This is a genomic window from Streptomyces sp. BRA346, from assembly GCF_052851135.1.
The window spans coordinates 1-11,835 of record NZ_JAIWIH010000083.1; the positions used below are offsets into that span (position 1 = coordinate 1).

The window sequence follows — 11,835 nt, forward strand, 5'->3', positions numbered from 1 at the left end:
GACCCCGAACCCAATCGTGGGTTCGGGGTCATTCCGATGTCCTGCGACATCACACTGCGCGCTCGGCAGGATTCGAACCTGCAACCTCTTGATCCGTAGGTTCGGGCGGGGTGCTGGTGCGGGCCTCGGCACCGGTCCAGCCTGGTGCTCATGGCGAGCCGCTGGCGGGCATCGTGCGCCGCCGTTGCCGTCAGCGTTGCCGTCACATGACCCGACATGATCTACGCGCTGCTCCATCATTGTCTCTGGGCCACAAGGATGCATCAGAGTTCTGGTCCGGATGATGCCCTCCAAACAGCGGAGTATAACTGGCAGGCACATACCATCTAGCGAAGACTGATGGCATGGAAAAGAAAACTCCCAAAAGGAACCTTGCGCGCATCGAACGCGCGACCCTTGCATTGCTGGCGGACCTCCCTGCGTGGCGAATCCGCGCTGTTGAACGAGTCGAGCTATCAAGCGCACTATGGTCGGAACGGGAACGCGATATTCACGTAATTCCACTAAACGAGGTCGCAAGAGAAGTTCCTGACTTGTACCGCGCCTTGTGGGACCAACGCTCAAACGCTTCGGAAGTAACTCTAACCCTCCCCCTTACCGACCTTCCTGCGGTCCCCATCATTGACCTTCACATCAAGGTCGCAAATAATTATGTGTATCGACTACCGATGGACGATAGCGCAAGAATTCAAACGGCACATATTCGCAATCTAGCAGAGCAAGCGGGGTTGACATTCGACCCTGCGCTGACCGACCTAATCACCGCCTTGTTCTACTACCCTTCAAAAAACTACGGCGAGCTCTGGAAAAGTCACCACGAACCACCGCGCAGTTGGCTTAAGAAGCTTAAGAAAATCGCCACAGACCCGGATCCCACATACGAGTATTTGAAGTCTAGGTTCGACGGCAACAAATGCATGCCACACTTCAGCAGACGCGTTTATAATGAATGGAAGATGAACTCGGAGTCGATCAGTGAACTCGTCGAGAATTTCGCCCTAATTGATCACCTGAGCGCCACAGGAAGCCCTTTGATTGCCCTCCCCCATTACTTCGATGAACTGCAAAAAGCGGGCCCTCTAACACCGTCGACAAAGGGTGCTAATGTAACGGAACTACTTGGGAAATTGCACTCGTTCCTGTGTGGCGCAAAATCTGCGGCCGATGACGAAAGACCCTGCGTGGCAGAGCAAGCCGAGGCTGCAAAGAGGTTGCTGTACACCTACTCATCATACGGCCTTCAATGGACCGTATTTGCGAAGTGCACGGTACCGAAGGACAAGCCGTTCACCATCACCATCAAAGAAAAAAGGCCTGTCTACTTCGCACCCTACAGAGACGGAGGACCGTCTACATACCTACAAAACAAGGTATGGAAAATGGTGTCTTTCGGGGACGCCAAAACCAACCACATCAGCATTCATACAGAGGATAATGCGGTTCGCTTGGGGGCTCACTACCAAGTGACAGATCAAAAGCTAGAACAGATTCAAACCCCAGCTGATGAAGAGCAATCTACTCCAGAACTGTACTTGCGACACGACTCAACCGAACCACGCACCAGTCACATCTTTATCGGGATCCCACTCAAACTAACAAGATTGACTTCATGCTGGCTTTGGCTAACGATCATTGTTGCAGGATATGGAATTATTCTTCTGCTTCTGCGGGGAATGGCCGAGTACGACGAGGCCGGAAATAACTCATACGGAGTATTCAGGCATGGCTTGTCCGCAGGAGACGCGGCTATCTTCCTCATCCCTGTCGCTTTCGCCGCCTCTTTCTTGCTCACAAAAGATACTTCAACGCTGAATTCGCGGTTGCGTCGCAAGCGACAAGCTTTCCTTTTGGGCGAAATTGCCGTACTGCTGATTATGGCATTCGCATTCTTCACGGTACACCACATTAAAACAGTAGATTCCCCACCGAAGCCTACTAAGACGGCGCCCCGCCGTGTTCCAGATACACCGGGTGTCCATGGATCCGTGCGGCCACGGCCTGATTCGCTCGGCGAGCGAGTCGGGGGATAAGGAGCTGATCGAAATCTTCCACAGCGTGGAAATCAGCAGCCAGCAACTCGTCAGGGGCGAGCTTAAACTTCGCTACCGTCTCCGCGCTCAGTTCCCCGCCGTCAAACAGGTACAGCACCTTGTCCCCCTCAGCGTCGTTCGGGGCCCAGTCGATCACGAGCAGCGACCCGATAGGCGGCCGAATGCCTAGCTCCTCCTCGACCTCGCGTCGGCACGCGGACAGAGGCGACTCCCCCGTCTCGATGTACCCGCCGGGGATCTCCCACATCGGCTTGTACGAGGGCCGGACCAACAGGACGCGGCCTTGGGCGTCGAAGAACAAGGCGCCTGCTGCCATGCGCGGCCGTGCCATCCGCTGTACCTGCTCGTTCTCGGACATGCCGCGAGCCTACTGGCCGTGGTCCCGAACCCCTGGGGCCGGTGTGGCCACCTACCAGGGGCGCAGCTCAGCGTGTGACACTCGGCTGACCAGAGTGAGGTGATCAAAACGGTGCGTGGCATGACTGACCGCCGTCCGTTCGGCAAGCGCGTGAAGTTCTACCGACAGCGTCGCGGCCTCCATCAATGGCAGCTCGGCGAACTGCTCAACCGTTCCGAAGACTGGGTGTACCGGGTCGAGGCCGGAACCATCCCGGTGAACAACGTCAAGATGCTGGCGGACCTGGCGGACGCCCTCCGGGTCCACGTGGAAGATCTGCAAGGGGCCCCGACGCTCCTGGACGACAACGAAGACCACGCGGGCAGCGTGCCCGCCATCCGCGCAGCCCTCATGCAGTCCCGGCGGCTGGCCGGCGCCCTCTACGACGCCCGCGAACCGCTCCGCCTGGAGCGACTTACCGTGGAAGTCAACGACGCCTGGGACCTGTACCAGCACGCCCAGTACGCGAAGCTGGCCTCGTGCCTTCCCTCGCTGCTGGCAGACGCGCGTGTCGCCACCCAGGAGCATTCCGCCGGGAAGGACAGGGCCGAGGCTCTGAGGCTGTTCGCCCTGACATGCCATGTCACAGCGGCCTTTCTCCGCAAGCTGGGTGAGACCAACCTCGCCTGGACGGCTGCGGATCAGGGAGATGTCGCCGCCAGTGCGTCAGGGGACCTGACCGCCATCGTCGCGCTCCGTCGGTGCGTCGCACACGTCCAGCTCGGCGCCGGGCTGGCAGCGGAAGCAGTGAGCGTCACGCAGGACGCTGCCACTGACCTGCCCAAGGGATGGTGGGAGACGTCGCCCGTCGCGCTGTCCCTCTACGGGACGCTCCTGCTGAACGGGTCCGTGGCGGCGGCACGTCTGCGTGACCGCCCTCTGGCCGACCGCATGATCGATAAGGCTCAGCAGGCAGCCGATCGACTCGGTGGCGACGCCAACGAGATGTGGACGTCCTTCGGTCCATCCAACGTCGAGATTCACCGCCTGGCGCTGGCGCTTGAGTTCGAAGACGTGCAACTGGCCGTCGACATAGCTCCAAGAGTGAAGCCCGCCGGGCTCCCTCTGGAACGGCGAGCGAGGGCACGTCTCGACGTCGCTCGGGCTTACGGGGAGGCCGGAAGGACAGACGACGCAATCGATCACCTGAAGCGGGCTTACAAGAACGCCCCTGAGCAGATGCGGGCGCATGGATTCGCCCGTGACCTGGCACGTCGGCTGTACAAGCGCAGTCCACGCCGCGACGTCCGCGAACTCGCATTGGGGCTTGGCGCGCTCGATTAGTCGCTGACTTCTCGACCTCGCGGGGTGGACCCGGAATTTTTCTCCGGGTCCACCCCGTGTTTGGTTCCTACGGTTTCCTCATCCAAGCCCGCTTGCGCCTGGGGAGGTTGCCCGCCCGTGGATGTTGACCAAGTAGACGTAGCCAAGATCGGGGACGCGATCGCCCGTGCCTTGGTCAAGCGGACGGTACTGCCCCCGTACGAGGAACTGCGTGATCTGCACAAGACGCTGCTGGAGCACGTTCAGACGCTCTTGCCGCTGGCAGAGAAGCAGGTCGACAGGCTGAACCGGGGCACCGTGGCTTGGTACGAGAAGCGCAGCAGGTTAAACACCATCCCCCACGAGATGGCCCAGGGCCTTGGCTCAGGCCTGCAATCGGCCGACTGGCACGTGCGCAGCCTGGGCTACACGTGTCAGTTCCTGCTCAACAACGCCGGGCTCGTGCAGGAGCGCGACCGGTGACCTGAAGACCGGGCGGGAGCTGCTGCCCATGGAGAAGAACCCGCAGCTCCCGGCCCAGCCCTCGGGCGTGGTGACTGTGTGGTGGACGTCGTCCCGTTCGCCATTCCGCAGATGTCACCCATCGCTCCGAGGGCGGCGGCGGACACTGCACCGTCCGCTGTCAGCGGTCCGGCTCCCTTGCTCGCTCCAACCCGTTCCGCGGGAAGGGAGCCGGACCGCGCACAACAACCGCACAAGCAAACCGGACCACCCCTCAAACCCTGGCAGGCGCGGGGTGGTCCGGTGGAGAGTCCCTGTTCAGGACCCCGGTGCCGATGGTACCGGGGGCGTCGTCGTGCTCGCTTTCGCACTGCCTTGCCCCGGATGAGTCGACGTGAAGAAAGGGATGGTGACACGTGCGAGGCACGCACGGCGAGGTGGGTTCGACGCTGGCGATACCCGAAACGTTGACGACACGCTGGCCAGCCACGGCGATACGGGCACCGACGCGGAGCGACCACGACGGGCCGAACCACCGCGCGGCAGCAGCTGCTCCCCACCCGCCACATCCGGCGCGGCACGTCTGCTCACGCAGCCGCATCCGTGATGGCGGCAGTACGGCGGCCGACCACATCGAACCGGGGACGACGACCGACCTGCCTCATGCGCGGGCTCCCCTCCCTCGCTGCTGGCCGTTCCTACGCGCACAACAGCGAGGGCCGCAGTCGGCGGACGGCTGGCCATGTAAACCGCCTCGCGTAGCCGCCCTTCGACGGCTGGCCGGTTGGGCGCGTGGACCTGGTCGTGCCGCTGCTTCTGCGTGTCCGCTGCGATCGGCGGGGCGTACGGGCTCGGCTGTTGCTGGTGGTGCGCTGATGCGGGGTGGCGCGCTGAGTGGCCCGGGGGCGCCGCTGAGCGGGGCGGCAGACAGGAGCGGGCGGCGGCCACGGGCCGCCAGCGCGCGCGGCCCGCGCAAGCGGGCCGCCTTGATCCAGTAAAGAAACTCTGAACAGCTCGGGCAAGGAAAGCCAGGAAGGATCGCAATGCGGGGTGCGCGCAGCCAACGCGCAGCAAACAAGGGGGAACTGGTGCTGACCGAGCAGGAGCGGGAACTGCTGGCCGAGATCGCGGCCATGGCTGAGCGTCTGCGCGGGGAGTTGGAAGACGTACGCTCCGAGATGGCTCGGATCAAGGAACGGCCGTCTACTGGGCCTATCGCGACTTGAGGTCGGCGACTTCCTGCTTGAGGGTCTGCACCTCCGCGTTCAGGGTGCGGAGCTGTTCCCGGACCTCTAGTAGTGCTTCGGTGAGAGATCCGGCGGTCTCAATATCCGCCGGGTCCACACCCGCTCGGATTGCCGACGCGGGCGATGTGTATCGCTTGATCTCGATCTGCTCGCCACCGGGGCCGACCACGTCGGCTACGTAGCTGCCGCGCCCCTGCACGGTGTAGATCAAGCCCTCATCGCGGAGCACGCGCAGTGCGCTGCGGGCGGTCATGTTGGCGATGCCGAACCGCTCTTGCAGCTCACGGTGCGACGGGAGCTGTTCCCCCGGCTTGATCTTGCCCGCCTTGATGTCGCTCCGGATGGCCTCGGCTGCCTGCTGGTACGGCGGGCGTGGATCGTGGCTCGGCGGCGTCATGAGCCCAGGGTAGCCCGAGTTAGCCCTAGTTAGCCCACCTATCCCGCAGACTCCTTGAACCCAGATACCTAGCTCACTTGACCTGGCTAGCCTAGCTACCTCATAGTTGGTGGCCCGGCCGCACAAGCGGCTGGCAACGAAAGGGAGCAAAAGGCATGGCTATGACCCGTATCCGCGTGGGGCTGCTGCCCTCGACTCAGTTCATCGCTGGCACCGCCCCGGTGCCGAAGGTGAAGGACCCGGAGTCCGGGGCTCTCGCCACCGACCGCGACACCGGCGAGTTCCTGCACACGCTGACCGTGTTCCTCATGGAGGAGGGCCGGGCGGAGCAGATGAAGCTCACCGTTCCGGAGAGCGGTCTGCCGGACGGTCTCCAGCCGGGCACCCCGGTGCGGGTGACGGACCTGTTCGCCACCCCGTGGGCGCGCGTCTTCAACGGCCAGTTGTCCGAGGGCGTGGCCTACCGGGCGGCGAAGGTGGAGCTTGCGGGGGTGGCCAAGTGACGGCCGCTCCCGAACGGTCCTACCCAGTCACCCCGGAGAGCGGGGACCACGATTCGCGGTTCACCAACGGCCTGGCGCTGGACGTGGCCGAGGTGATCGAGGCGCACGGCTACCCGAAGTTCACCTCCGGCCGTGACCTGCTGGAACTGCGCATATCCCTGTACCGATTCCTCTACAAGGACGCACTGTGACTGTGGGAGAAATCATCGGGTCTGCCCCGGCTCTGGCCGGGGCGGCCCTGGCCCTGACCCTCGTATGGGCCCTGTGGTGGATGGTGCGCTACATCCGGGCCGACAAGATGACGCGGGCCAGCATCCGGCAGGCCATCCGCGTCCGCCGGGGATGGCGTCGGCTGGCTCCGATGGCCGGGCTGTCGGTGACCGACAAAACTCCCCCGGCCGTGATCGTGGCGCCGGACGGGAAGGTGCCGAAGACCAAGGTCCTCATCCCGAAGATCAAGGTCACAGCCGACCGCTACGGCGTCCTGGTCCGGGCGGTGTGCCTGCCCAAGGTCAGCCTTGCGGAGTTCCAGCGGGCAGCACCGTACCTGGCCGACGCCTGGCGGTGTACGCGGGTCTCCGTCCTGCCGGACGCCCCGGGGCAGCTCGTGATCCGTGGGGTGCGGGTTGATCCGCTGGTCGTGCCGACCGAGCACACCCCTACCGGTGAGGTGCCGGAGGAACTGGCGGTGTGGCGCCTGGGGTTGGACGAGTACGCGCAGCCGGTGAGTGTGAGCCTGTCGGACGTGCCCGGGGTCACCGTGGCCGGGCTGCCCGGCTTCGGCAAGACCTCGCTGGTGAACCGGCTCCTGTGCGATACGGCGCCCTCGGCGGCGATTCAGTACGCGGTGGCGGACGGGAAGGTGACCTCATCGGATGAGGGCGACTACGCCGACCTGGCGCAGCGGGCGTTCGCGTTCGTCGGCGATGACCTCGGGGAGGCGAACACGCTGTTCAAGCGGCTGGTGACGCTGCGGCGGGACCGCTCGGCGTCCATCCGTGCCCTGCTGGGCGTGAAGAACATGTGGCACGTCGGACCCTCGGAGGCTTGGCCGTTGACCGTGCTCATCGTGGATGAGGCACACACCTACTTCCGCGACTACAAGGGCTCGGACCCGCAGACCAAGAAGCTCGCCGCGCTCGCCGCCGAGAACGCCCGGCTGGTTGAGGACCTGGTGAAGAAGGGCCGGAGCGTCGGCATCCTCGTGATCATCGCGACCCAGAAAGCGACCGGGGATGCCATCCCCACCTTCATCCGGGACGTGTGCCCAGTGGGCCTGTCCTTCGCGCAGAAGACCGCTGAGGCAGCCGTGGTCGCACTGGGGGAGGACATCCGCAACTGGCCGGACGCCAACCCAACCGCGCTCCAGGACCCAGCCTACGTCGGCGTGGCCTCGATGGCTCACCAGGGACGTCCCGGGTTCACCCGTATCCGCACCCCCTACGTGGCCGACGCGGACGCAGCCCGCATCGCCGCCGACACCTCCCACCTGACCCGCGACCCCGCCGACCTCCTCAACGACCAACTGTCCAGCGGACCCGGGGCACCGGTCCTCCTCACCAAGTGACGATCTTCGACCAGCCGACACCCGGAAGGAGGTGAATCCCCCATGTCTGAGGACCGGATCACTCAGCGCACCGTGACTGTGGTCATGGGCATCATCGCGGCCCTGGCGTTCGTCTTCTCCTTCGGCAACGTCTGGGCCCTGGCCCTACGCCTCGGCGTCCCGGCGCCCATTGCGCCGCTGATCGCTCCCATGGTCGACCTGTCCGTCGTCGGCCTCCTGGTAGCCCTGCGCTACCTGTCCCTGCGCGGCGTCCCCGCCGAGCACATCAAGGGCGCCACGCGGCTGATGCACCTGTCCGGGCTGCTGACCCTGGCCCTCAACATCGCTGAACCCATCGTCGCCGGACACTACGGCCGTGCCGCCGTGGATGCGGTCGCCCCACTCCTCCTCCTGGGCTGGGGAGCCGTCGGCCCGCAGCTGCTACGCCACTTCCACACCGTGGCCCACACCGCCCCGACCACGGCAGCGCCTTCCGCTCCGGTTGAGAAGGGCCCGGTCCCCGAGCCTGGCCCGGCACCCGAACCGGTAGCGCGCCCAGTCAGGCCCAAGTCGGAGACTTCTCCGGCAGTCACGGTGCCCGCTCCGCTGCTGAAGGCGGCCCGCACCATCGCCGACACCTACCAGGCCGAACACGGCGAGCCCATCACTGCGGCCCAGCTCCGGACCCGTCTCGGCGTCGCGCTGCCGCTGGCCACCGCCGCGCACGCCCAGCTCTCCGCCTAATCCCCCCGCCGGCCGTTCCGGCACCCCAGATCCTCAGCCCCGACCGGGCTTTGTCCGTCATGCCCCGAGCAGCACCCGCAGCCCTGGCCCAGTGCTGCCCGGGGCCCTCTTCCCCGAAAGGACGCACCACCCGTGAAAGCCCCCTTGGACCTGCGCCACGTGGCGAGCCTGGCCCTGCGGGATCTCATCCACCTCGCCCACCACCCCGGCTTCGACCGCGTCCAAGACCAGATCCACCAAATCCGCGGCTGCACCCGGCCCGTGCAGCTTGTCGGCTCGACCGAGACCCGCGACACCGCGACGGACACCGTGCTCCGCTCGTACAGCACCGCCGACGAACCCACCGGGCGCCTGCTGACCGCTTGCGGCAACCGCCGCTCCTCCCGCTGCCCGTCCTGCTCGCGCCTGTACGCCGCTGACACCTACCACCTGATCCGGGCCGGACTCTCCGGCGGCAAGGACGTGCCGGAGACCGTCCGCAGCCACCCTCGGCTGTTCGTCACCCTCACCGCGCCGTCGTTTGGGCCGGTCCACAACCGGCTCACCACCGAGGCGGGCGAGACTCTGGCCTGCCGCTGCGGCCAACGCCACCCCACCGACGACCCCGCGTTGGGCACGCCGCTGTCTCCGGCCACCTACGACTACGCCGGAGCCGTGCTGTGGAACGCCCACGCTGGTGCGCTGTGGGCCCGCTTCACCACCTACCTGCGCCGCGAACTGGCCGCCCACCTAGGCATCACCCAGAAGGCACTGAACGCGGCGCTTCGCGTCTCCTTCGCCAAGGTCGCCGAGTACCAGAAGCGCGGCCTGGTCCACTTCCACGCCGTGATCCGCCTCGACGGCCCCGAAGGCAGCAATCAGCCTCCACCCGCGTGGGCCACCTCGGACGCCCTCACCCACGTCATCAAGAAGGCGCGTGAACGGGCCGTGATCACCGTGGCCTCCGACGCCATCGGCGAACGAGAACTCACCTGGGGCGATCAGATCGACATCCGCGAGATCGCGGCCCTCGGGGACGGCGAGCTAACGGACCAGAAGGTCGCGGCCTACGTCGCAAAGTACGCCACCAAGAGCGCTGAGGACTCCGGCACAGTGGATCGCTCCCTGCGCTGTGCCCACTGCGCCGGACGCGGCTACCAGCGCGGTCCGGACGGCTTCCGGGACCTGTGCGAGCAGTGCGACGGCACCGGGCAGTCCGAGCCCATCGCGGACCTGCGCGTGCACAGCCACGTCCGCCAGATGATCCGCACCGCCTGGAACCTCGGCCACCTACCGGAGTTCGCCGAACTCAAGCTCTGGAAGTGGGCCCACATGCTCGGCTTCCGAGGCCACTTCTCCAGCAAATCCCGCCACTACTCCACCACCCTCGGCGCACTCCGCGACATCCGCCAAGCCTGGCGCACCGAGCAAGCCCGCGCCGCAGACGACCGGCCCGAGATCAACGACGAGACCACCCTCGTTGTCTCCCACTGGCAATACCTGGCCTCCGGCTACAGCCCCGGCGAAGAACTCCTCGCCGCCCAGGTACGCCACGACCTCACCCAAGCCCGAGACCAAGCCGAACGCCGCAAGACCGAAGGAGACCCCTGGCTGTGACTCCGGGACTGCTCAACGTGGACCAGGTCGCCGCCCGGCTCCAGGTGAGCCGCTGGACGGTCTACAACCTCATCCGTTCCCGCGAGCTGGCCTCTCTGACCATCGGCCGCTGCCGACGCATCACCGAAACCGCTCTGCACGACTACATCGCACGCCAGACCGAACGAGAGGCCGCCTGATGGGCAAGAAGAACGCGAACGGCGGGGGAAGCATCTACCAGCGCAAGGATGGGCGCTGGGAGGGCATCGCGTACGTCCTGACGGCCGACGGCACGCACAAGCGACGCAGCGTCTACGGGAAGACCTGGGATGACGCCCACGACAAGCTGACCAGGCTCAAGGCCGACTCCAACAACGGACTTCCCATCGCCACGAGCAAACAGAGCCTGGGCGACTTCCTGACGTACTGGCTGGCCAACGTCGCACGCATCAAGGTCCGTCCGGCCACGTACGCCGCTTACGACTCCCTCGTGCGGAACTACCTGGCTCCGGGCCTCGGGAAGAAGAAGCTGACACGGCTCACCGCACGGGACATCCGGGCCTTCCTCGCCGCCACGGCCCGTACGTGCCAGTGCTGCGCCCAGGGGAAGGACAAGGCGCGCCCGGAACGGAAACGCCGCTGCTGCGCCCTGGGCAAGTGCTGCAAGTCGTACCCGTCCGATCGGACCGTGCGGTTCCTCCTGGTGCTGCTGCGGGCCGCGCTGGAGCACGCCGTACGCGAGGACGAGTTGCCGCGCAACGTGGCCAAGAACGTGGAGCTGAGCATGGGCACCAAGCGCGAGATAGAGCCGCTGACCGTGGAGGAAGGACGTCAGCTCCTGGCGGCGGCGCGTGGCAACCGGCTCTGGGCGGTGTACGAGCTGGCCGTACGGATCGGTCTGCGGCGCGGCGAGGTCCTGGGCCTCCGGTGGAAGGACGTGGACCTGGCGGACGGGACGGTCACCATCCGGCAGACCCTCCAGCGCGTTGGCGGGGAACTGCTGATCGCCGCCCCGAAGACTCAGCGGTCGGCCCGGCGGGTGGCACTGCCCGACGAATGCGTGACGGCGCTCCGGGCCCGTCGTGCCCAGCAGCGCGGGGATCGGCTGGCGGCGGGAGAGAAGTGGAAGGGCGGCGGCAGCGACCTTGTCTTCACCACGAAGAACGGGACACCGATCGAGCCGCGCAACCTCAACCGCGCCTTCACCCTCCTGTGCGACAAGGCAGGGGTCCGCCGCGTCCGCTTCCATGACCTCCGGCACACCTGCGCGTCGCTGCTCCACGAGCAGGGGGCCGACGCTCGAATGATCATGGAAGTCCTCGGGCACAGCTCGATCCGCGTGACGATGGACATCTACACCTTCGTCCGGCTGGAGTCGCAGCGCTCCGCCTTCGACCGCGTCGGCGATGCCTTGCGTGACGGCAACGGCCCAGACGATGACGACGGCGCGGGTGGCGCCCTGGTCGCCATCTGATCGGAGCGCTCGGCGGTTGCCGTCAACGACCGCCGTCAACAGGAAATGCAAGAGGGCCCTTCCATCTCTGGAAGGGCCCTCTGAGCTGCTGCGCGCTCGGCAGTGTGCTCGCTCAGGACATCGGAATGGGGTGTCTCAAGACATCGGCATGACCTCGGGGGCAGGGTCTGGCGATG

13 protein-coding genes are annotated in these 11,835 nt (G+C 65.8%); 11 read left to right on the plus strand and 2 right to left on the minus strand.

All coding sequences use genetic code 11. From position 1 onward, the window contains the following. Positions 1–344: 344 nt before the first annotated feature. Entirely contained in the window at positions 345–2,030 is a 1,686-nt protein-coding gene (locus LCH29_RS42905) for a hypothetical protein (protein WP_446467109.1), read from the plus strand. Here LCH29_RS42905 and LCH29_RS42910 read toward each other — a convergent pair. Continuing rightward, entirely contained in the window at positions 1,936–2,409 is a 474-nt protein-coding gene (locus LCH29_RS42910) for an NUDIX domain-containing protein (RefSeq protein ID WP_446467110.1), read from the minus strand. The genes LCH29_RS42905 and LCH29_RS42910 overlap by 95 nt on opposite strands. A 120-nt stretch (positions 2,410–2,529) precedes the next feature. Here LCH29_RS42910 and LCH29_RS42915 point away from each other — a divergent pair, with 120 nt between their 5' ends. From LCH29_RS42915 to LCH29_RS42925, 3 genes are all read left to right on the plus strand, one after another. Further along, a complete protein-coding gene (locus LCH29_RS42915; protein WP_446467111.1) occupies positions 2,530–3,732 on the plus strand; it encodes a helix-turn-helix domain-containing protein in 1,203 nt (400 codons plus the stop codon). Positions 3,733–3,849: 117 nt separating this feature from the next. Then, on the plus strand, positions 3,850–4,194 hold the full coding sequence (locus LCH29_RS42920; protein WP_446467112.1) for a DUF6415 family natural product biosynthesis protein: 345 nt from the start codon (positions 3,850–3,852) through the stop codon (positions 4,192–4,194). 1,067 nt (positions 4,195–5,261) lie between these two features. Further along, positions 5,262–5,399, plus strand: coding sequence for a hypothetical protein (locus LCH29_RS42925; RefSeq protein WP_446467113.1), 138 nt, complete (start codon positions 5,262–5,264; stop codon positions 5,397–5,399). Here LCH29_RS42925 and LCH29_RS42930 read toward each other — a convergent pair. After that, complete coding sequence (locus LCH29_RS42930; protein WP_446467114.1) at positions 5,386–5,817, minus strand: GntR family transcriptional regulator; 432 nt, start codon at positions 5,815–5,817, stop codon at positions 5,386–5,388. The genes LCH29_RS42925 and LCH29_RS42930 overlap by 14 nt on opposite strands. A 155-nt stretch (positions 5,818–5,972) precedes the next feature. On the opposite strand from LCH29_RS42930, the gene LCH29_RS42935 reads away from it, so the two are divergent. The 7 genes from LCH29_RS42935 (at position 5,973) to LCH29_RS42965 (ending at position 11,659) form a co-directional block, all read left to right on the plus strand. Next, complete coding sequence (locus LCH29_RS42935; protein ID WP_446467115.1) at positions 5,973–6,320, plus strand: SCO3933 family regulatory protein; 348 nt, start codon at positions 5,973–5,975, stop codon at positions 6,318–6,320. Further along, positions 6,317–6,511 (plus strand): hypothetical protein, encoded by a 195-nt coding sequence (locus tag LCH29_RS42940; RefSeq protein WP_446467116.1) that lies wholly within the window; start codon positions 6,317–6,319, stop codon positions 6,509–6,511. The genes LCH29_RS42935 and LCH29_RS42940 overlap by 4 nt, the downstream gene beginning before the upstream one ends. After that, positions 6,508–7,887, plus strand: coding sequence for an FtsK/SpoIIIE domain-containing protein (locus LCH29_RS42945; protein WP_446467117.1), 1,380 nt, complete (start codon positions 6,508–6,510; stop codon positions 7,885–7,887). The genes LCH29_RS42940 and LCH29_RS42945 overlap by 4 nt, the downstream gene beginning before the upstream one ends. A gap of 42 nt (positions 7,888–7,929) precedes the next feature. Next, on the plus strand, positions 7,930–8,610 hold the full coding sequence (locus tag LCH29_RS42950) for a DUF2637 domain-containing protein (RefSeq protein ID WP_446467118.1): 681 nt from the start codon (positions 7,930–7,932) through the stop codon (positions 8,608–8,610). Between the two features lie 132 nt (positions 8,611–8,742). Beyond that, positions 8,743–10,206 (plus strand): replication initiator, encoded by a 1,464-nt coding sequence (locus LCH29_RS42955; protein ID WP_446467119.1) that lies wholly within the window; start codon positions 8,743–8,745, stop codon positions 10,204–10,206. Then, on the plus strand, positions 10,203–10,385 hold the full coding sequence (locus tag LCH29_RS42960; protein WP_382954674.1) for a helix-turn-helix domain-containing protein: 183 nt from the start codon (positions 10,203–10,205) through the stop codon (positions 10,383–10,385). The genes LCH29_RS42955 and LCH29_RS42960 overlap by 4 nt, the downstream gene beginning before the upstream one ends. After that, positions 10,385–11,659, plus strand: a complete 1,275-nt coding sequence (locus tag LCH29_RS42965; RefSeq protein ID WP_446467120.1) for a site-specific integrase — start codon at positions 10,385–10,387, stop codon at positions 11,657–11,659. Before LCH29_RS42960 ends, LCH29_RS42965 begins: the two co-directional genes overlap by 1 nt. Positions 11,660–11,835: the final 176 nt, after the last annotated feature.